Annotated in this window: 15 protein-coding genes and 2 pseudogenes; 7 read left to right on the top strand and 10 right to left on the bottom strand. The window is 69.0% G+C overall.

The features are described 5' to 3' along the window. Positions 1–26: 26 nt before the first annotated feature. Together ADK52_RS14335 and ADK52_RS14330 are read right to left on the bottom strand one after the other, a co-directional pair. Positions 27–3,770 carry a helix-turn-helix domain-containing protein gene (locus ADK52_RS14335; protein ID WP_159045945.1) on the bottom strand — a complete coding sequence of 1,248 codons (3,744 nt, stop codon included), beginning with the start codon at positions 3,768–3,770 and terminating at the stop codon, positions 27–29. A 364-nt stretch (positions 3,771–4,134) separates the two neighbouring features. Then, positions 4,135–4,374, bottom strand: a complete 240-nt coding sequence (locus ADK52_RS14330) for a hypothetical protein (RefSeq protein ID WP_053690163.1) — start codon at positions 4,372–4,374, stop codon at positions 4,135–4,137. Positions 4,375–5,215: 841 nt separating this feature from the next. Here ADK52_RS14330 and ADK52_RS14325 point away from each other — a divergent pair. Both ADK52_RS14325 and ADK52_RS14320 read left to right on the top strand, forming a co-directional pair. After that, positions 5,216–5,704: a GNAT family N-acetyltransferase gene (locus ADK52_RS14325; RefSeq protein ID WP_053690162.1), complete on the top strand. Its 489-nt coding sequence runs from the start codon at positions 5,216–5,218 to the stop codon at positions 5,702–5,704. Next, a pseudogene (locus ADK52_RS14320) lies at positions 5,701–6,445 on the top strand (hypothetical protein). The gene ADK52_RS14325 and the pseudogene ADK52_RS14320 overlap by 4 nt, the downstream one beginning before the upstream one ends. A gap of 278 nt (positions 6,446–6,723) precedes the next feature. Here the strand turns inward: ADK52_RS14320 and ADK52_RS14315 are convergent. Together ADK52_RS14315 and ADK52_RS14310 are read right to left on the bottom strand one after the other, a co-directional pair. Continuing rightward, entirely contained in the window at positions 6,724–7,497 is a 774-nt protein-coding gene (locus tag ADK52_RS14315) for a class I SAM-dependent methyltransferase (protein ID WP_053690161.1), read from the bottom strand. 217 nt (positions 7,498–7,714) lie between these two features. Beyond that, complete coding sequence (locus tag ADK52_RS14310) at positions 7,715–8,035, bottom strand: hypothetical protein (RefSeq protein ID WP_159045944.1); 321 nt, start codon at positions 8,033–8,035, stop codon at positions 7,715–7,717. A gap of 874 nt (positions 8,036–8,909) precedes the next feature. On the opposite strand from ADK52_RS14310, the gene ADK52_RS14305 reads away from it, so the two are divergent. Both ADK52_RS14305 and ADK52_RS14300 read left to right on the top strand, forming a co-directional pair. After that, positions 8,910–9,437 (top strand): hypothetical protein, encoded by a 528-nt coding sequence (locus ADK52_RS14305; protein ID WP_199828500.1) that lies wholly within the window; start codon positions 8,910–8,912, stop codon positions 9,435–9,437. 653 nt (positions 9,438–10,090) lie between these two features. Next, entirely contained in the window at positions 10,091–11,602 is a 1,512-nt protein-coding gene (locus tag ADK52_RS14300; protein WP_053690158.1) for a hypothetical protein, read from the top strand. Here the strand turns inward: ADK52_RS14300 and ADK52_RS40005 are convergent. The 5 genes and pseudogenes from ADK52_RS40005 to ADK52_RS14270 all read right to left on the bottom strand — a co-directional run bounded on the left by ADK52_RS40005 (position 11,599) and on the right by ADK52_RS14270 (position 16,138). Next, positions 11,599–12,419 (bottom strand): IS5 family transposase gene (locus ADK52_RS40005; RefSeq protein ID WP_107090061.1). Its coding sequence is split into 2 segments (ribosomal slippage): positions 11,599–12,077 and positions 12,077–12,419, totalling 822 coding nucleotides; the frame shifts between segments, so codons are not numbered across the junction. The two genes, ADK52_RS14300 and ADK52_RS40005, sit on opposite strands and share 4 nt — an antisense overlap. A 68-nt stretch (positions 12,420–12,487) precedes the next feature. Further along, positions 12,488–13,332 (bottom strand): IS5 family transposase gene (locus ADK52_RS40000; protein WP_420714862.1). Its coding sequence is split into 2 segments (ribosomal slippage): positions 12,488–12,987 and positions 12,987–13,332, totalling 846 coding nucleotides; the frame shifts between segments, so codons are not numbered across the junction. Between the two features lie 668 nt (positions 13,333–14,000). Further along, positions 14,001–14,393 (bottom strand): annotated as a pseudogene (locus ADK52_RS39995) (ATP-binding protein); the annotation flags it as partial. 434 nt (positions 14,394–14,827) lie between these two features. Further along, positions 14,828–14,971: a hypothetical protein gene (locus tag ADK52_RS42355; RefSeq protein ID WP_159045943.1), complete on the bottom strand. Its 144-nt coding sequence runs from the start codon at positions 14,969–14,971 to the stop codon at positions 14,828–14,830. A 444-nt stretch (positions 14,972–15,415) separates the two neighbouring features. Then, positions 15,416–16,138 carry an SDR family oxidoreductase gene (locus ADK52_RS14270; RefSeq protein ID WP_053690155.1) on the bottom strand — a complete coding sequence of 241 codons (723 nt, stop codon included), beginning with the start codon at positions 16,136–16,138 and terminating at the stop codon, positions 15,416–15,418. A gap of 96 nt (positions 16,139–16,234) precedes the next feature. Here ADK52_RS14270 and ADK52_RS14265 point away from each other — a divergent pair, with 96 nt between their 5' ends. From ADK52_RS14265 to ADK52_RS42350, 3 genes are all read left to right on the top strand, one after another. Then, a complete protein-coding gene (locus ADK52_RS14265) occupies positions 16,235–17,182 on the top strand; it encodes an AraC family transcriptional regulator (RefSeq protein ID WP_053690154.1) in 948 nt (315 codons plus the stop codon). Between the two features lie 361 nt (positions 17,183–17,543). Continuing rightward, positions 17,544–17,678 carry a hypothetical protein gene (locus tag ADK52_RS44470; RefSeq protein WP_267887253.1) on the top strand — a complete coding sequence of 45 codons (135 nt, stop codon included), beginning with the start codon at positions 17,544–17,546 and terminating at the stop codon, positions 17,676–17,678. Positions 17,679–18,151: 473 nt separating this feature from the next. After that, positions 18,152–18,754, top strand: a complete 603-nt coding sequence (locus tag ADK52_RS42350; RefSeq protein ID WP_159045942.1) for a hypothetical protein — start codon at positions 18,152–18,154, stop codon at positions 18,752–18,754. A 298-nt stretch (positions 18,755–19,052) separates the two neighbouring features. On the opposite strand, the gene ADK52_RS14260 is transcribed toward ADK52_RS42350, so the two are convergent. Then, positions 19,053–20,804, bottom strand: coding sequence for an FG-GAP repeat domain-containing protein (locus tag ADK52_RS14260; RefSeq protein ID WP_053690153.1), 1,752 nt, complete (start codon positions 20,802–20,804; stop codon positions 19,053–19,055). Between the last annotated feature and the right edge of the window lie 21 nt (positions 20,805–20,825).

Raw genomic sequence — 20,825 nt, 5'->3', positions numbered from 1 at the left:
GGCTGCCCGTACGCCTACCGGCACGGCTACCCGCACGGCGCCCGGTAGCCAATTCCCGGGGCGTACTTGCTCCACTCCGCGCCCGTCATGCGGTCACCGCTGGTGCCGCACACGGTCTCGATCACCTTCCCCACCTCCGTGTCGACCTGGTGGAGGTCCCCGGCGGCACCGCTGAGCACGTGTCCGCCAGGGTGGAAGGCCACGCCCCAGACGGCCGTCTGTCCGGTTTGCAGCACGGCGGTCAGCCGAGGCCGGGAGGGGTCGGCCGCGTCCCACAGCCAGATCTGACCGGCGCCCGTCCCGGCGGCCAGGGACCGGCCGTCGGGACGGAAGGCCAGCGCGTGGATCCGTCCGTCCGGCCCGCTGACCGGATCGCCGATCCGGGCGGGACGGGCGGATCCCACGTCCCACAACTGCACGGTCCCGTCGGCCGATCCCGCCGCGAGGGTGTCCCCGCCGAAGGCGACCGAGTACACATCGGTCCGGGAGACGGGCAGGGGCTCTCCTACGAGCGCCGGCCGGGCCGGGTCGCTCATGTCCCACAGCGGCACCTGACCGCGCGAGGTGGCGGCCGCGAGACGCTTTCCGTCCGGGCTGAAGGCCACCATGAAGACGATGCCCAGCTTCGGCTCCAGCACCGCGAGCGGCTTGGCGTGGGCCGGGTCGCCGACGTCCCACAGACGTACCGTCTCGTCGTCGCCACCGGTGGCCAGCACCGCGCCGTCGGGACTGAACTGCACATATTCGATGAGACTCGTCGCGCCTGTCAGCGGCGATCCGAGCAGCCGGGGATCGCCGGGGTCGCTGATGTCCCACAGCAGCACCGCGTTCCCGCCGCGCGTTCCCGCCGCGAGGAGCCGTCCGTCCGGACTGATCGTCACGATGCCGGCGATCCGGTCGAAGGGCTCCGGTGCGCGCAGGACCGCTGTGAGCTGCGCAGGACGCTCCGGGTTCGTGGTGTCCCACAGCCGGACGTCCCCCGCCGCCGCGGCCATGAGCCTGCCGTCGGGACGGTAGGCGACGGTGGTGATCGGGACCTCCCCCGCGGGAATCACCGGACCGGGCAGGGTCCACAACCGGGCAACGCCGTCCGCCGCGTTGGTCACCAGTCGTCTGCCGTGGTCGCGGAAGGCGACCGCCGTCACCGGATCCGGGTGCGGCAGTGTCGACACCACGGTCTGCGTCGACATGTCCCACAGGCGCACCATGCTGTCCGCGCTCCCTACGGCGACCAGCCGCCCGTCGGCGCTGAACGCCAGGGTGTTCACCCAGGCGCCGGCCTTGCCGACCATCGGCTTCCCCGCGACGGGCAGCGCGGGATCGCGCACGTCCCACAGCCGGACCGCGCCGTCGTTGCTGCCCGCGGCCAGCTGGGTCCCGTCGGGGCCGAAAGTGACGGCATTGACCCGACCGGTGCCGCCGAGCGGTGCACCGACGGGCAGCAGGCGTCCTGTGGAGAGCTCCCACAGCCGCACCTCACCCGCCGAGTCACCCGTGGCCAGCAGGCCGCCGTCGGGCCGGAAGGCCACGGCGTTCACGCTCTTCGTGTGGCCCACGGCCGCCTCGACGGGCGTCGGCCGCGCGGGGTCGCGTACGTTCCACAGGTGGACCTTCGTGTCCTCGCTGCCCGCGGCCAGGAAGGCTCCGTCCGGGCTGAACTCCAGGGCCTGCACCGCGTCCGCGGGCCCGGCGAGCGGTGCGCCGAGGGCGACCGGATGCGCGGGATCCCGTAGCGACCACAGCGACACCGACCGGCCCTCGCCGGCAGTCGCCAGGGTCTTCCCGTCCGGGCTGAAGGCGACCGCGTAGACCAGCCCGTTCGTGGGCAGCGGCGGAGCGCCGGTACGCCGGGGCCCGCCCGGACCGGTCAGCTCCCAGATCAGCAGCTCGTTGTCGCTTTCCATCGCCCCGGCACCTGCCAGCAGCCTGCCGTCGCCGGAGACGGCCACCGCCTGCCGTGCCCGTCCCGGACGCACGATCCGGGTCACCTCGGGCGTGGTCGAAGCGGCCAGCAGGGCCGATCGGGCCTCGGTGGTGGGCGCTATCCGGTAGGCGCTCAACGCCAGTTGGTTGGCCAGTCCCGGATCGGACTCGCGCAACCGGGCGGCCGTCACCGCCAGCTGGCGGGACACCGCGACCTCGCGCCGGGCATTGGCCTCCGACCGCTGCCACAGCGAGTACACGCTCAGGCCGCTCGCCACCAGTAGCAGCGCCACCAGCGAGGCCACGAGCCGCTGCAGTCGGCGGGTACGGCGGCGGGTGGCCGCCTCGTCGGCGTGCTCGGCCGCGACACAGGCGTCGAGGAACTCGGACTCCAACCGGTTCAGGTCGGCCTCGTGCACCCCGCCGACCGCCCACTCGCGGGCCATGGACAGCTTCCCGGAGCGCAGCAGTCCACCCGGGTCCCGGTCGCCCTCGTCCCAGGCGCGGGCGGCGTCCGTGATCTGCCGGTGAATGCGTAACCCCGCCTGGTCGGCGTCGATCCACTCGCGCAGCCGGGGCCAGGCGGTGAGCAGCGCCTCATGGCTGATCTCGACCGCATCGGCGTAGGCGGTGAGCAGCCGGGCCTCCACGAACCGGTACAGCACGTCCTCGACGTCGTCGGCGAGTTCGGTGTGATCGGCCCGCCTGCGGGTGTCGGCGACGCCGTCGCCTATGTGGACCAGGCGCAGCAGCAGCCTGCGGGCACGTTCTCGGTCGGCGGCGTCGAGCCCCGCGTACACGGCTTCTGCGGTGCGGGCGACCGCGCCGTCGAGTCCGCCCGCCTGCCGGTAGGCCTCTACGGACATGCGCGCGTCGGGGCCGCGGCGTTCCCAGGTGGTCAGCAACGCGTGGGAGAGGAGCGGCAGGGCGCCCGCGTTGCGGACCCGCTCGGCGCCAGCCGGGCCGATCTCACGCAGGACGAGGTCGACCAGGGCGTCGTCGATGTCGCAGTGGGCCTTGCGGGCGGGTTCCACGATGGCCCGGCGCAGGTCGGTGGCGGTCATCGGGCCGATCACGACCTGGTTGGCCTGGAGCGCTTCGGCGAACCTGGTGTCGCGCAGCGCGTCGGCGTAGAAGTCGGCGCGCAGGCCGATCAGTACGCCGCCCGGCAGCGTGAACACCGCGTCCAGGAACCGGGCGCGTTCCGCGGGGTCGGCACAGGAGGTGAAGACTTCCTCGAACTGGTCGATCACGAGCACCGACCCGGGCTCGGCGGGCAATCGGCTCATGGGATGGGCACCGGGGGTGCACAGGGACCATGTCGTGCCCCGGTTGGTCAGCTCGGCAAGCACTCCGGCACGCAGGGCGGACGACTTGCCGGAGCCCGACGGCCCGACGATCACCACCGGTGCCCGTGCTTCGTCCATGCGGGCCAGCAGCTGATCGGTCAGTCCTTCCCGCCCGAAGAACCAGCCCGCGTGCTCCACTTGGAAGGCCTCCAGCCCGCGATAGGGAGAGGGGCCGTCCAAGGTTCGTCGTGCGGGCAGTCTGCGGACCCTGGCCAGGGCCGAGAGCCACAGCTCCCGGTCGGCCCTGTCCTCGACCCCGCACAGGGCCAGTACCTGCTCGAAGGCGTCGATCTGAGCGGGCTGCGGCAGGCTCGCCCCCCGGAACCAGCCGCCCAGCGTGCCGAAGGGAACCCCGGCGGCCTTGCCCAGATCGCGCAGGCTCCAGCGGGCGGCCTGCCGCAACTCCGTCAGTTCGCGTGCCAGATCGTTCCTGGTCGCCACCGCCCCCGGGTCCGGCTTCGCCGGTCTCGGCAGGTCTCCTGCTTCTGCAACGTCCACGTCTCTTCCCCCCACGAGCGGATTGCCGCGACGATCGGCGCGCAGGAGCATAGGGGCGCTGCGCCCTACGCGGCAGCTGATTCCGCATCTGGCGGACAGTCGCGGCAGCGGCCCGGTGCGGGAGCGCGGAAGGCACGGTCGCAGCCGTCGCAGGTCTGGAACGGGTCCGGCCGTCTGACGAGCCGGATGGAAGGTCACCTCCGGCTACCCTGCCCCAACGTCCCCACCTGCCCCAGCTCGGTCCGGACGATGCCGCCGAGGCTCTGCGAGCTCACTGGCACCTCGGTGGTGCTCCCGTTGGCCAACTCCTCGTCGTTCGGAGCGCCCTCCCGGCTTCCCGCGGGAGGGCCGCCGTGTGGCCGCCTCAGGGCCCGTCGGACTCGGCCTCGTACAGGTGCGGTTTCCCGCCCTGCCAGGCGATGGCCGATGAGTCGCCGAGGACCAGGCCATCCGGGTCGGGGACGTCGATGCGCCGCAGGAACTCGATCAGATCCCGGTCGCTGTGGGCGACCCCGAGCACCGTGTCGACGCCGCGGACACGGATCACGACCCGTCGGCCGCCCGTCGGGGAGATTCTGTGCACGAGGATCGGCGCAGGCTCCATCCCTCCAGCCTGCTACCTGCCCGCGGGGCGGGCATCTCGCGGTCAGCCGCCCTCGGCGACGGCGCGGGCCTCGGCGCGGCCGAGGCCATTGGCCGACCTGCGCCTTCGCGCCGTCACCGACGCCGACCTCGAGTCGGTCACGCTCCTCGTACGGCTCTGTACTCGGCTGTCGTGTCACCTCTGGTACGGACGTCTCTCCGCGCTCCCGGCGAGCCCATTCTTCGGCAGTCCATGCCCACTGATACATGAACGGGGCTGGGGGAACCGGGTCGGGGCGAGCCTCGGAATCGAATCTGGCAACGGGCACCATCCCGCAACGGCGACGCCGCCAGGACGGCGCCGTCCAATACAACGCCAGCTTGGCACGACGTGTGAACGACGACTTCGAGCAAATGGCCAGCGTCGTCATCCAGATCTGATCGACGCACGAGGCCAGGAGCGAGACCGCCAACAACGTGAAACGCCTCGCCGTACCCCGCCCCAAAACCAGCTGGTCGACCCGGGGTGCCCAGGACTCAGGCACCCGGCACAAGCTCAAGCGCCTGGTCAGCCTCGGCGTCCTCACTGAGCCCGAACCCGGCTTGTTCACCCACCACCGCCCGAGCAACTCCGCACCACCAGCCCACCTGCCCCAAGCCGGCTGCAGAATCGGGCTGGCGCCCCGCCCACGGGCGTCACCGTGCTGCCCCCGGACGCCCCGAACCTCGCCGACGCCCGGCCCCGGTCGCGAGCGCAAGCCCCTCCGGCTGACGTCAAGGCCGGTCCGAAACCCCTTGGACGGCACGGGGAGCGGCTTGCTGAAATAGGAGACGGCGGCTGTCGGAGTCGAAGGGATGCGTCGATGACCGAGATCAGGTTGCACCTGTCGGTGCGAGGCCTCACCGACGCGGACCTGCCGTCCTGCAGCTGGGCCGGCTCCCCCAAGCACGTGCGCGAGCTCGTCCACCAGATCCGCCGCGCCGAGGCGGGCGAGATCGACTACCTTGCGGTGTGCACGCCGGTCGGGCTCCCGGTGGCGGTCGGCGGCATCGACTACACGGTCAAGCCCGGCGCCGGCACGCTCTGGCAACTCAGCGTCCACCCGGCCCTGCAGTCCTGCGGGATCGGAACGCTGCTGATCCGCTCCGCCGAGCAGTGGATCAGCGCCCGGGGCCTGACCCACGCCGAACTCGGCGTCGAGGAGAGCAACCCGCGCGCCCGCGCCCTCTACGAACGCCTGGGCTACCGGGCCTTCGGCCGCGAGCTCGACTCCTGGGACGTGGAGGCCGAGGACGGCTCGCTCCGGCGGTACGAGACGATGTGCACGCTGATGCTCAAGGACCTGGCGTGACGCTGGATTTCGCGGCCTTCGTCGCCGATGCGGGGCCGACGCGGCCGTCGTCGGACTCGTCCTCAAGGGCTCACAGGCCCACGACGGCATCACCACCCGTCACTCCGACCACGACCTCTACGTCATCCTCGCCGACGACGCGGCGAGCGAGCTGGCTGCACTCGACGGCTACCGCTCCGCGCAGCTCGACCTGGTCGTCACCACCCTCGAACGGTTCCGCCGGCCCGCCGACTGGGAGCGGTACGCCATCGCCCGCTCCAGGTGCTGGTCGACCGCCGCGACGGGGAGGTCACCCGGATCGTCGCCGCGATGGGACGGCTCGGCGCCGAGGAGGCCTTCCGGTCCGGCGCCGCCCTGCTGGACGCCTACGCCAACTCGCTCTATCGCTCGGTCAAGAACCACCGCGATGGCAACCCGCTCGCCGGCCACCTCGACGCGACCGTCAGTGTCGGATTCCTGCTCGACCTGCTCTTCGCCCTGGACCGCCGACCGCGCCCGTACAACAAGTATCTGGCCTGGGAGCTGGACCGGTTCCCGCTGCCCGGCTGGGAGAGCGCCCCGCTGCTGAAGACCGTCGCCCGGATCGCCGCGACCGGCGAAGTGGCACCGCAGCAGCGGCTCTTCGCCCGGGTCGAGGCGGCCGCCCGGACCGACGGCCACGCGGCGGTGCTCGACGCCTGGGGCGATGACCTGGTACTGATGCGGCCCCACCCGGACTCCCCAGCCCACCAGCCCTCCTGACCCGAGCCAACAGTCGAATCAGGCAAAGCAGCTCAGAACATCTTCTCAAAGGCCCTGCGTGAGTACAGCCAGCTGTCCAGGTCAGCCGAGACGGACAGCTCCAACGCAGAGGTGATCGCCCTTCAAGCCACCCGGCGGCACAGTGCGCCAACCACGATGGCGTCGAGATGCGCGTGGTGGCCCTGGAGAACTACGCCGCGCAGGTCCGCGAGGCCGACCTCCGCTACGAGGAACTCCAGCAGCTGACATCAGCCTCCCCCGCCGAGCGATGGGATCACCTACTCGCCAGCGCGGGCCACAAGCAGCGGCTGGAAGAAGCCCGTCTCCTGTGGCATCCGCCACTGAGGGTCGACAAACCCGGCCTCGGCTGCGAGGCCGGACAGCCGGTCCCGGCCCAGTGCCCAGTAGGTGGTCCGGCGGACCTGGACGCGCCATTCTCCGCTTGCCGGGAGGAGTTGGAAGTGCTCCAAGTCGTAGTGCTCGCCGTCGTCGTGCCAGTGCCAGAGCTGGAAGGTGACGGTTCGCTCTCCTCCGTCGGCTTCGGCGACCCTGTGGACTTGTGGAGGCGTCGAAGCCGGGCGATCGCGCAGCAGGTCGTCGTAGGGCCGTGTGCTGATCAGCAGCCGGCCGCCGGGGCGCAGGACTCGGCGCATCTCAGCCAGGGCGGCGTTCACCTCCTGCTCTGTCAGCAGGTGAGGCAGCGAGTTGTCGGCGCAGACGACAGTGTCGAACTGGCCATCGGCAAACGGGAGGCGCCGCATGTCGGCGGCGGCCGTGCGCAGGCTCAGGCTGCGGCGGGCGGCCTCCCGGGCAGCGCGGGCGGCGGCGCGGGGGCTGATGTCGGTCCCGGTGACCCGGTGCCCGTGCAGCGCCAAGCCGATGGCCTGGGTGCCGATGCCGCAGGAACAGTCGAGCACCGCCGCGAGATCCTGGCCGATCAGTGAGTCCAGGGCGTCCCCCTGCCGACGGATGCTCGCGTCCCAGTCTGAGTAGATCAGGTGGTAATCGTCGGCCAGTTCGTCATAGAAGTGCGCCACTGATGTCTCAGGCATGACCTGAGATTACCGTGCCAGATTCCCTGGAGGCGCTGGTCCAGGGGCGTTTCAAAGTCGAGGTGATCTTGGAGTTCGGCTGCGCTCAACAGAGGGGCGGGCGGAGGGTGCAGAGGGTCCGATGGCCAGCTGGAGAAGGCGTGTTCGGCACCCCCGCGAAGGCGAGGCTTCGTCACGTGTCTGCGCCCACGCTCAGCAGGACGGGCGCTTGAAAGGGTTAGTCGTCGTCTTTGCAGGGGGTAGCGCCTTGGTCATCGTCGTACAGCCGCTGATCGTGGGAGAGCTCCGGGCCGTCGCAAACGCCCCGGCCCATACCCTTGAAAGCGCTGAGCCAATTCGCTCTGGCGCAATCACATACGACCGCGCTGCTAGCAAGATCGTCGATCAGCGCGACCTCGGTGATGTTGTTCGCCGCGAGGTCAATCTGCCTGAGACGGCCGTCGCCATCAGCCGACGCAGGGGAGGCGAGGCCGACGAACGCGGCGAGGGCAGCAGCAAGAGCGACGGCCACGGACGCTCGTTTGGTGTTGTTCCACACCGCCAACGATCTTGACTCGCCGGAGTAACGCCCCTGATCGAATCCATAGCTTCCACTGCGGCACCATCAAGAACGACACCTGGCACCACAGCCGGGCAGCCACCCCATGGCTCCTACATCAACCGGAACAGCCAGAGTCACGCGAGCCCTTGGACAGGCCCCTTGGATGTCAGCCGGTCCCCGCAGGTCGTTCGAGAATCCCGCCGGATTCGTCAGCCGCCTGCCTGCCATCAGCTCCACCCCTTCGCCACACGTAACCAGCTGCACCGGTCCGCCGTGAACTGGACCTGGCTGGTCGTGGAGGCCGCCGGGCCCCCTGGAACCCGATGATCTCCTCCCACACGGACAACAAGAGGGGAGAAGAAGGGTGCGACAGCGCATTTTCCACAGTGACTCGAGTACTGACCTGCATGTTTGCCACCCTGCCGGGTTTCGGGCCCCCAAGTGGGTTCCGAAGAAGACTCCGAAGTGCCCCCTCAAGGAGCCCACTTCGGCTGGCGGTGGATCGTCGTCATCCTTGCATCTCCTTCACTCACTCACTGCCCCCACACCGGGGCCGAGGAGGCCGAGCATGCAGAGGTACCCCTTCACCGCCGTCTAACGGCCGCCCGTCGCAGAGCAGGTCAAGGGGAAATGTGGCGTGCACGGCCGCGCGGTCGACCTGGTCGAGGGGGTCAGCGGGTGGAGCCAGCGTCGGGTGGGGTGCTGGCCAAAGGGGTCCGGCAAGGCCAATGCAGTTGCTTCAAGCACCCGCCCAGTTCATAGGGCTCCTCTGCGCTTCGGTTTCGCCGCCGTAGGCGCTCGCCGCCATCACCCGCAGCTGCCAGGCCCCGGGATACACTGCCCCGCCCCACCCCGACCGGAGGTCATCTCAGTGTTCCCCGCACGAATACCCGCCGTTGCCCCGCTGGCTCTGGTGATTCTCGCCCTGACCGGCTGCTCTTCCTGGGGATGCACCGACACGACGGCGGAGCGCGGTAAGGCGGGTGCCAGGGTGCAGGTCGTGAACACGGACGGGCAACCTCTCGGCGTCAGCGCCGCGGTCGTTGACTGGCGCCTTGAGCCCCACCCGCAGGTCCCCTCCGAAGGTGACCGGGTCCACTTCCACTTCCGCTTCGACGGCGCCGACAAATATTCCGACCCCGCAGTGGACGCCTGCGCGGTCGACAAGGAGCGTGTGGCGTTGGGGTGTCAGACGGTTCACTCGTCCCAGGCGTTCGGGCCGGCCGATGATCCCCTCACGGGCGACGACTGGCTCGCCGTCGAACACCCTGAGCAGGTTGCCGGAGTGTTGTTGATCCCCAATGACCAGTCCCACGACCGACGCACCTGTGAAGTGGACATCAAGGACGGTGGCGGGATGCATCCTCCGGAACCACCCAGCAGGGGGGACCAGCTGTAGGGAGGTCAAGGCGGTTGAGCGCGAGGCACGGGTCTGCCGACGCCCGTGTGTTTGCGCTGTTTGGTGGTTTGGTTACGTGCTCATCGCCCCGGTGCGACCTTGCTGCGGCCGCTCCGGGTTCTCAGGATCGGCCACCGCATCGGTTTCTTGATCGCTCGGGGCCCGTCCCGGCCGGACCGGGGCAGCAGTAGACGGGACCGCGCTTCTACGCTGCACCGGGCGATCCGGACGCAGCGGAGGTAGGAGACTCCTTCGCGAGTCGCCCGTACAGATCGTCGAGGCGCACCAGAGGGACACCGAGGCCAGGCAGGCCGGCGCACCGCCGACCGTCTGCCCGTACGGCCGTGACGACATCCTGCGACCGCGTGGATCACGGGCTATGTTCTCGCCCGACGCAGACGCGAGGGGTCCGAATCCAAGCAGAAGGGAGGTGGTCAGACTTCGCAAGTGCCGGTGTAGTTGTTGAGCCAGGCCATGTAGGCCGTCTCCGGGCCGAACCGCTCATTGTCGGGCGTGTGCGGTATGCAGACCACACGCGCCCTGCCGTCCGTGTCGTCCCTTGGGTCGGAATCGGCCTGGGCTTAGAACTCCTAACGGAATGAACCGGTGACCCGCTTGGCGCGCCTGAGTGAGTAGATCATTACTCTGCATGGGTGCTGACCTATGACGAGATGACCCCGCCGGAGCGCGAGCTGTGGGACGCCTTCCCTGAGGGGCGTCGCGTTGACCTGCGCACAGGAGTACCCGACGCGGACGCTCCCGCTGCGGGTGACCGGTGGGGCCCCGACCGTACTGTCCGCGCGGCCGTCGTGGCGACGCTGTTGCTCGGCGCGAACGAAGACCGGTCTGGCACCGTAGCCGCCTTGCGACTCACCGGCGCGCGTATCACCGGTCGTCTCGACCTGTCCGGGGCGGAGATCTGTCACACGTTCTTGCTGCAGGGCTGTCGGCTGGACGAGGCGGTGCAACTGCACGGTGCGACGACCCGGACGATCGAGATATCGGACAGCTGGGTGCCGGGGATCAACGCCGAGCTCGCCCGAATCGAGGGTGACCTGGACCTGAGGCGGTCGACTCTCGAAGGCGGCTCCCTCATACTCGTCAACGCTCGTATGGCCGGGAATCTGGTGATCTCGGATGCCGAGATCTCGGGCCCGGAAGAGTGGGCAGTGCGCGCGGGCGGCCTCGTCCTGGATGGCGGCGTCTTCGGCCAGCGGCTCACCACGCAAGGCGGACTGCGGCTGCCCGGCGCACAGCTGCTCAGCGGCCTGTTCCTGCAAGGCGCACGGCTGGGGAACACCGCGGGCGTCGCACTTGCCGCAGGAAGTATGGCCGCTTCGACGGTGGACTGCTCCCAGGGGTTCACCGCGCAAGGAGGCGTACTGCTGCGAAGGGCCCGAATAGAAGGTCTGCTGACCTTCGAAGGAGCCCATCTGAACGGGGATGGCGTAGCCCTGGACTGCGTATCCATGCACGTGGGCGACTTCGACTACAGAACCGCAGCACCGCTCTCAGGACTGGTGGATCTCCGGTCCGCCCAGGCCACCTGGTGTCAGGACAGCGAGCAGAGCTGGCCGAGGAAGGTGCTCCTGGAAGGGTTCACCTACGGGTCCATCCGATTCGGGGACGCCCTGTCCGCGGCAGGCGACGACGCACCGCCTGCGAGGGACGACGTGGCCCGTCGCCTGGCCTGGGTCCGCCGGAATCCTGGCTATGTCCCGCAGCCGTACGAGCAACTCGCGGGCTGGTACCGGCAAATCGGCCATGACGATGACGCCCGCCGCGTGCTCCTGGCCAAGCAGCGCCACCGGCGTCTCACCCTGTCCCCGCCGGCCCGGGTATGGGGGCACCTGCTGGACGTGACCGTGGGCTATGGCTATCGGCCCTGGCTGGCTGGCGTCTGGCTCCTCGCGCTGACCCTACTGGGCACGCTGGCCTTTGGCACTCACTCTCCCAGCCCGGTCAAACGAGACGAAGGCAGCCCGTTCCAGCCCCTCGTCTACACGCTCGACCTTTTGATCCCCCTCGGTGGTCTGGGTCAGCGCACGGGGTGGTATTGGCCGAACAGCAGCCTCCAGTGGCTGGCCTACCTGCTGATCGCCTTCGGCTGGATGCTGACGACCGCCATCATCGCCGGTATCACCCGCACCCTGCAGAAAAACTAGTGAGCAATAGTTGAGTTCAGCCGTCGCCAGCAGATCAGTGCGCATCCGAGGGTGAGGAAGGCTTCGTGGATGTCGTCGCGGATCTCCCAGCGGATCCGTAGGCGGCGGAACCAGTGCAGATGGGCGAACGCGCGCTCCACGAACCAGCGTTGGGTGCCAAGTCCGGAGCCGTGCTCGGTGCCCCGGCGGGCGATCAGTGGCTTCACGCCGAGATCCCAGACCAGGCGGCGGTACTTGTCGTGGTCATAGCCGCGGTCGGCCAGCACCACGTCCGGGCGGCGCCGGGGCCGGCCGCGCTTGCCCCGCACGGGCGGCACGGCCTGGAGGAGCGGGATCAGCTGGGTGACATCGTTGCGGTTGCCGCCGCTCAAGGTGACCGCGAGCGGGATGCCGGTGGCGTCGGTGATCAGGTGGTGCTTGCTGCCCGTCCTGCCCCGGTCGACAGGGCTTCGTCCTGTCTTGGAGCCCCCTTTAATGCCCGGATGTGGGAGCCGTCGACCGCCGCACGGGAGAAGTCCAGGACGTTCGCGCTGCGGAGCTCGGCAAGGAGGAGCTCGTGCAGCCGAGGCCACACCCCGGCCTTGGTCCACTCGGCCAGACGGCGCCAGCAGGTCATGCCCGAGCCGAAGCCGAGTTCCTGCGGCAGCTGCTCCCAGGCGATCCCGGTGTGCAGCACGAACAGGATGCCCTGGAACACCAGCCGGTCAGGATGCCGCATACGTCCGGGGTGCCAAGCCCGACGCTCGACCTTCGGCAGCAGTGGCTCGACCACCGCCCACAGCTCGTCGTCGACTTCCCATGGCTTCAGCCGCGCCACCCCGCACCCCCGGATAATCCGTCCCGGAGTGATCCAACCATCTTTGAAGATCATTTCGTTAGGAGTTCTTAGCGGTCCCAACAAAGGCGTTGGACGTGTCGGTGGGTGATGAGGCAGGTGGCGAAGCCGAGGAAGGCTTCGTGGATGTCGTCGCGTCGTTCCCACCGGATGCGTGGTCGGCGAAAGCCGTGGAGCCAGGCGATGGTCCCCTCGACAACCCAGCGGTGGACTCCGAGCCCGGATCCGTGCGGGACTCCGCGGCGGGCGATCACCGGTTTCACGCCCATCGCCCGTACGAGCCGACGGTACTTGTCGTGGTCGTAGCCGCGGTCGCCGAGCAAGCTGTCGGGGCGCTTGCGTGGCCGTCCGACCAGGCCGTCGACCGATGGGATCTTCTTCAGCAGCGGTATCAGCTGGGTGACGTCGTTACGATTACCGCCAGTCAGTGAGACTGCGAGCGGGATGCCCTGGCCGTCGACGATGAGATGGTGCTTGCTGCCCGGACGTGCGCGGTCGACCGGGCTGGGCCCGCTTTTGGGCCCCTTCGAGCGGCCCGGACATGACTGGAGTCGATCACCGCCCTCGACCAGTCGATCTGCTTCGCCGCCCGCAGCTTGGCAAGGAGGACGGCATGGAGCCGGTCCCAGACGCCGGCCGCGTTCCAGGCCTCAAGGCGGCGCCAGCAGGTCATGCCCGACCCGAAGCCCAGCTCCTGGGGCAGGTACTCCCACTGGATGCCGGTATGCAGCACGAACAAGATCCCGCACAAGGCCTGCCGATCCGGTACCCGCGGTCGCCCCGGCTTCAGCTTCGGCCCAGGTACCGGCAGCAACGGCTCGATCTGCGACCACAGTTCATCCGAGACTACCCACGGACGAGACTCCCTCTTCCCCACGACCAGACCAACGAGCATCCAAGCCGACAGACACACCACAACCGACTTCTGTTAGGGACTCTAAGTGCCCGGCCTCGGTGGAAAATCTCGTTGATGGATGCGGTGAAGTGACATGTTTGCTCGGCGGTGGGGCCAGGGACTCTCGCGCGGGCCTTCCGCAGGGCGCGCGCCACCGTGAGGTCAAGTGCCGTCAGCGGCTCGTCGTGCCAGCGGGCCGGGCTCCGCCGTCAAGCTGTCGGCTCGTCTTCGCCAACGACTACTGCCGCCTCGGCTGGTGGGAGACTCCCCCGGGCGCGCACCATATCGGCACGTGCGTGGACAAGGAGGGCCAGGGCCTTCAGGACACCAGCGATGCTGAAGCCGACGGCTGTCGCAAGCCCACTGACCGCCGTAATGACCTGCGCTGTGTCTGATGGGCTGAACCGATCCTGCTGAATGCTCTCCACCACGGCGCCTGCGGCTAGGACAGAGATGAAGTAGCCAACTGCTGCCAGGGCAAAGAGCACGGCCACGACGACGACTTCCGCCCTCTTTGCGGCTCTGCGAACTCGCAAAAGCCCTTGTATTTGCTCACGCTGCCTGGTCTCCATCTCCTCCCGCCTCACTCCACGAGCCAGGCGGGCAACCACGAGAGACCACGTCAGGCTGTTCCCTACCGACCTGTTTGCGGACCCGTCATTTGGCGTACGGGTCATCTCCAGCTCGACCTCCATACCGCCTTCCGGTACCTTGCGCAGCCGCGCCGTGCCGCCATTGCGCTGCATCCGGCCGATGATCGCTTCCCGGACGCCCCTACGGTCGACAGGAACACGGTCAAGTTCAAAACCGGGTCCTCGGTCCCTGATCGACACGAAAACCGTGTCTCGCTCGACTTCCGCGTAAACCTGAACGGGGCCGCCTTCACCACCGTGCTTGGAGGCATTCTTCATGGCCTCGCATGCGGCCTGCATCTGCGCCTCGAGCTTCTCGTCCAGGACACAGTCACCGATGACCACCACCTCGACAGGCGTGCCGAATCCCTCCTCGACTACGGCAGCAATCACCTTCAGCGTCTCGGCCAGCGATGCCAACCCCTCGTCCCCACTTCGCATGCCGCACATCATGCCGTCAGGACGCAACGGGTAACAGCGACTTGGGACATTGCGCCGGGAGGACTCCCTCGCCCCGAGTGTTCCAGGGAGCCCTGGATCGCTCCCCATGCCTCTCCCCCACGGATCGGTTGTCGGCTTTGAATCCATGACTCACATCCGGAAGCTGGTCCGGAATCCGTTGGACAACGAGATGTCCTACAGACATCTCAGCGGCCTGCGCCTCGCGAGTACGGGCCGGGGCATCCCGCACGGTGCGCTGGCTGATCCTCCTCGCGCGCCGGCCGCAGCGCAGTGGCGTCCCGCCGCTCGGCGTATCGGTCCATCGTCCTGCGGGCCCGGTCGGCTGCCTTCGTGAAGACGCCCCGGAGGTGGCGCAGCTGTTCGTCGGTGAACTCCAGGGCTTCCACGTCGGTGCGCGACTTCTAAGACGAAGTCGAAGCCACCGTGCGCATCAGCTCGCGGAGGTGGCCCGTCGTCTCCACCCCGGACAGCTCCACCCGCGCAGTGAAGAAGGCGTCATCCGACTCGATGAGGGACAGCAACACCTCCGGCCGCACGAACGGCACGAGACTGCCTACCGGTTCGGGGTGCGCCGCGTGAAGGCGTTCCAGGGCGTGTCGCTGGGCAAGCCCTTCGTGCAGAGGGCTTGCCCAGCGGGCCCGTGGCCGATGCCCGGTCGGCGGACCGAGCGTGACCGATCCGTCTCCCATGATCGGTCAACAGCACGTCAGCGCCGTGACCGACCCGTGCAACTCCCTACCAAGTCGGTCACCGGCCATCTGTGAAGCTTCGCCATCTTCGAACGTGCTGGTCAGCGGGGCTGGCGTGACGAGCTGCTGGCGTACTCGTGCTGGTGGTGGGCGGCAGTCTGGCGTGTAGGTCGTTTGGCAGGGGGTCTTTGCAGATTCCCCTCTGTCCCTTTCCGGGTGGCTCCCGTTCTCCGGCAGAACATGCCGGGGGTGGCGCCCGAGGCTGTCGGACCGGGCTTGTCGGTCCGACAGCAGCCGATGTCAGGCCAGTGCGGCTCCGCCGTCGAGGGTGAGCACCGTGCCGGTCGCGTAGCCGTTGCTCAGGAGGTAGAGGTAGGCGGCCGCAGCCTCCTCGGGGCTGCCGACGCGCTGCACGGGAAGGCCGCTGCCTTGCGCTTGGAGGAAGGCCTCCGGCTCGGGCACGGTGCTGTCCCAAAGCTCGGTGCGGATCGCGCCGAGGCGGACCGCGTTGACCCGCAATGGGGCGAGTTCCAGGGCCAGGGCTCGCGTCAGACCCTCGGCGGCTGCTGTGATGCTTGCGCCGAGCGAGGCTCCGGGGGCGGGCCGGGCGGCGAAGGCGCCGGAGGTGAAGGTGATCGAGCCGCCGGGACGGAGCTTCGGCGTCGCGTACTTCGCGGCGAGCAGGGCGCCCCAGAAGCGGCGCTCGAAGAACGCTCGGGACTCCTCGGCGGTGAGATCGGCGAGCGGCTTCAGCAGCAGGGACTCGCCCGCCGTGTAGACGAGGTGGTCGAACTCGCCGATCCGGTCGAAGAAGGCGGCGAGCGCGGCCTCGTCGGCGACGTCCAGCAAGATGCCTTCGGCCGGGCCACCAAGCTTCTTCACCGCCAAGTCGACCCGTCCCTGGCTGCTGGAGGCGACGACCACGTTCGAGCCCTGACTCGCTGCGGCCTGCGCAACGGCGAATCCGATGCCGGAGGTACCACCTATGACGACGACACGCTGGGTGTCTGCTGCGATGTTCATAGCCAGGACGCTACGTGTCACGACCGAGACAATGCATGGCCTGAAATCTCGATTCTTTGTCTGATCGTCTCGATATCGGCACGCTATGGTGGGTGTATGGACATACTCAGTGACACGCTTGCGGCCCTGCGCACCGGGCGTCCGTCTGTTGTCCGTACCGACGCGCAGGCACCGTGGGGTGTGCTCTTCCAGCCCATCGCGGGAGCCGGATTTCACGTCGTCGTCGAAGGACACTGCTTCCTCCTGCCGGTCGGCGGCGATCCGATAGCCCTGGGGCCCGGCGACGTCGTGTTCCTGCGGCGCGGTACCGATCACGCCATCTGTGACGCGGTCACCAGCGAGCTGGTCGCCTTCGAACCCGACCGCGTCGACACCTCCTCGCCGATCGGGTGTTTCACCGTCGAGGGCGACGGCGCTCGCAGCGTGCTGGTATGCGGGGCCTACCACCTCGACATCGACCGGCCGCATCCGCTGCTCGGCGACCTCCCGGAGGTCATCCACCTCCCAGCCAGCGCCGGTCGCCATCCGGCACTGCGCTCGGCGGTCGACCAGCTCTGCGCCGAGATCCACCAACCTCAGCCGGGTTCGGACTCAGTGGTCACGACGCTCGTCGATCTGCTGCTTCTCTATATTCTGCGGTCCTGGTACGCCGATTTGCCCAGGGAGCAGACGCAGGGCTGGGCCTCGGCACTGAACGACCCCTTGATCGCCCCGGCGCTGAAAGCGATCCACGACGACCCGGCGCATCCGTGGACCGTCGAATCGCTGGGGAGCCGGGCCGGGCTGTCGCGCGCCGCGTTCGCCCGGCGGTTCACCATGGTGGTCGGCGAGCCGCCGCTCAGCTACCTGACGACGTGGCGGATGGCCATCGCGGCGCGGATGCTGCGCGAGACGGTCGACTCGCTGAGCGCCGTGGCCGAGAACGCCGGCTACACCTCGGAATTCGCGTTCGCGAAGGCATTCAAGCGGCACTTCGGCGCCCCGCCTGGGGCATATCGGCGGGAGCGGCGGCCAGCGTCGGTTTCGCCGTCGGTGCCGGTTTGATTCTCTTGGGCGGGAGTCTGGGTTCTTGCTCGTTCGTCAGCGTGTCGTCAGCGGTTGACTTCGAGGTTGGTCACCCCGAGCACCTCGATAGCCCGCCACGCCAGTCCCTTTGACCAGCACGTTCGAAGATGGCGAAGCCTCTGTATACGCGGCTTCGCCAAGGAGCGCTCCAGCCAGGGTGGGCACGCCGCGGTTCAGGGCGGCTTGCCCAGGCTCCCCTTGGGCTTTTGCCCAGCCTGATGGGCCGGCTCCCGCAGCGGGCGAGCAAGCCCTTGCCGGGTGGCTTGCTTCCCCATCGCGCTCACCGTGCCTTCAACAGCGCTGCCAGGGGCCGGCGATCCTCGCCGCGGCCGACGAGCCCGTGGTCAAAGGCAAGGCCCAGCGCTACCTCCCCGAATACCGGGGCTGGACCAAGACGGGCGTGAAGTTCGCTACGGCCTGTGGCTCGCGCGATGTCCTGGACGCGATGCTGGTCCGCCCGGACCTGGTCGCCTAGGTCGGCGCCGACCGGGCCATCGACCGGGGCGGAGTGTTCCGTCACCCACTGCGGTTCAACCGGCTGCGCCTGGACGTCACGGTGGAGGACGTACCCCGCTTCGGGACCCGGCCGACGGCTGCCGCAGGGTGAGCGCCATGGCAGCAGACCGGCATGACGATGCCCCCGACTCAGTGGGGGTGGGGTCCAGCTGACAGTGCCCGGGCACGCCCGCGTTCCCTCGTGCCGCATGTCTGATCGTTTCTGCGGTGAAGGCCGCCCCCGACCGGATGGTTTATGGCCCCGGGGTCTGTCCACGGCGTCCTGGGCACCGTTACAACCCCCTGCGTGATCAACATCTCCTGCGGCGTGGTCTGCCCGCGCTCGCTCTCGCCGCCCTGCCTCGTCTCGCCACCGCCCCGCCGCGCACACGGCAGGGCCTCATACCCGCCGGTCAGGTGCTGGCGCCGTACTTCGACAATGCAGGAGTGGTGATGAGCCTTTCAGCAGCGCCCCGGGAGATCCCGTTCACCCTTCCCCACGGGTACACCGATGCGGCCGGTGTCACCCACCGGGAGGGGATGGTGCGCTTGGCCAACGCAAACGATGAGCTGGCCCCGTTGGTAGACCGGCGGGTACGGGAGAACTCGTCGCATCTGGGTGCTGTAATCCTCAGCTTGGTCATCACACGCCTGGGCACTATGGGCCGGCCCGACCCGGCGGTGATCGAATCCCTCTTCCCGGCGGGCTGCCAGACACCGTCTGACAGCCCGCACCGCTCTTGCCGGCGAGAACGCGCCCAGCGGACCGCCATGACCACCACGCAGCACTTCAATGGATCACTGACGCTGGATCATCCCGAGGGAGGAGTAGTCATGGGTCGTTCCCAAGATTGTCCAGACAGCTCGTGGCCCCCGTTCAAACCAAGGGGTCAGGAGGGGTTCCCGCCCGGATCCAAGTGCAAGTACAAGAAGGCGGCATGGCAGGCCGATGCATGGTCTCCGGGCAATCTCCTGCCTGGGGATGCCAGCGCGGACAACGGCTGGCGCCAGGTGGACGAGCTCTACGACGCCAGCGACAGCACAGATGAAATTTAGGGTCGGCGGGCCCGCGCGACGGTGAGAAGTCGGGGCGGGCCCGCTGCTGGCGAACTCATCACTCGGCGACGTCATCGGTTGTGATCAACGGTGCACGAGGCACTCGGGGTCCACCTTCGGCATCCCGAGGGTCCGCTGGGTTCCCTCCAGGCGGGAAAGGCCGTTCCTCCGTTCGTTCGGTGGCCCCAGCCGTGATGGCCGGCCCCGCCTCACTGCGCGCGGCCGCCGACTCGCGCCTGCGCCGCACACGCCGGGCAATCGCCCGTACGCCCCTTTGAGCAGGGTCGGGTCGCGGGCCTCAGATCATGTTCTTGTAGATGTTCCAGCCCTTGCCGAACAGCACCCGGGTGGTGAAGGTCGCGGTGCCGGAGTTGCCCGTTGAGGTGTACAGGTACATGTCGCCGTTCGGGAGACGGCCGAGCACATCGCCCTTGCCGTCGCCGTCGATGTCACCCGGCACGAGCAGCGTGTCGTACACGTTCCAGCCGGTGGCGACCTGCTCCCGGGCGGCGAACGGCGCGGTGGACGTCCCCGTGCCCTTGTAGAGGAACAGCCGGCCGCTGGTGTCCCGGGCGAGCACGTCGGGGCGCCCGTCGCCGGAGTAGTCGCCGGCGCCGACGAGCGCGTCGTAGGCGTTCCAGCCGGTGCCGACCTTGATACGCGCGCCGAGCTTGGTGTCCACCGCGCCGTCGCCGGGGTGCAGCCACAGCACGCCGGCGGAGTCGCGGCTGAGCAGGTCGCCCTTGCCGTCGCCGGTGAGGTCACCGGGGCCGACCATGAGCGTGTAGTTCCACGTCGTGCTGACCTTCTGGCCGCGGATGTACAGATCGCTGCCGATGTTCTGCACGTAACTGGCGTGGTTGTGGCTGTTGAGCCCGGTGGCGTAGGTGTTGCGGGAGCCGGGCGTCTCGGTGCCGACGTTGGTCGGCGGCGTCAGATAGGTGTCGTTGGCCAGGGCGTAGTACTTGGCCAGGGTGTTGTTGGCCTCGGTCATGAGGTTCTGTGACTTGCCGTAGAGCTGCGTGGTGCCGGCGCCGACTATGAACCTGTTCCGTTCCCACCCGTTGCCGTAGTAGGTGGGGGCGGCGAACTTGCCGCCGCCGATCGACTTGTAGAAGTACTGCAAGCCGTCGCGGTTGCGGGCGAGCAGGTCGCTCTTGCCGTCGCCGTCGACATCGTCCGGTCCGCTGATCACGTTGTAGGTGTTCCAGCCGGTGCCGACCTTGACGCGGGGCTTCAGCGGGGCGGTGGCGCTGCCGGCCCCCTGGTGGAACCACAGCTCACCGCTCAGCGTACGGGTGAGGACGTCGCCGAGGCCGTCGCCGTCGACGTCGCTCGCGCCGACGATCTGGTCGTACATCCCCCAGCCGGTGGCGACCTTGACCCGCGTGTTGAAGGGCTTGCTGATGCTTCCGGTGCCGGTGTACAGCCACAGGTCGCCGACGTGGTCGCGGGCCAGCAGGTCGGGGTGGTGGTCCCCGGTCACGTCGCCCGTGGCCACGAGGTGGTTGTACTTCTGCCAGCCGCTGCCGGACCACAGGGGTGCGGAGGTGCCTTGCAGGCCGGCCTCGTAGAGCGTGAGCACGCCGTCGAAGGAGAGGGAGAGCAGCTCGGGCTTGGTCGTGCCTCCGACGTCGCCCACCGGCAGCAGGTCCTTGAACGAGGCCTCGCCGTCGGTCTTGTAGACCACGTAGTCGCTCCAGGCGGAGATCGACGATAGGTAGACGGCCGTGCTCTGGTCGTACTCCATGACGATCATGTCGCTGATGCCGTCGCCGTCGACGTCGTGCCGCGGCTTGGCGGCGGCCGCCCGCGCCGGCTCCGTGGCACGGCCGGGCAGGACGACGGTCGGGTACCCGCGGTCGCTGCGCGGCCCGGCGACGGAGGCCGACGCCGGTTCCGGGGCGGTCGAGGGCCGCGCGGGGACGGAGGCGGGTGCTGAGCGCTGCGGGGCGGCGGTGCTCGGGGCGGCCGAGAGGGCGCCGGCGGCCAGGGCGAGTACGCCCCCGGCGGCCAGGGCACGCAGGCGTCCGCGGTGCGATGAAGTCAAGATCCCCCCTGAGGATCGAGC

The organism is Streptomyces sp. WM6372 (genome assembly GCF_001279655.1).
Taxonomy (GTDB): Bacteria; Actinomycetota; Actinomycetes; order Streptomycetales; family Streptomycetaceae; genus Streptomyces.
Note: the sequence above shows the minus strand (reverse complement) of the source record. Positions and strands in the feature narration are given on the sequence as shown.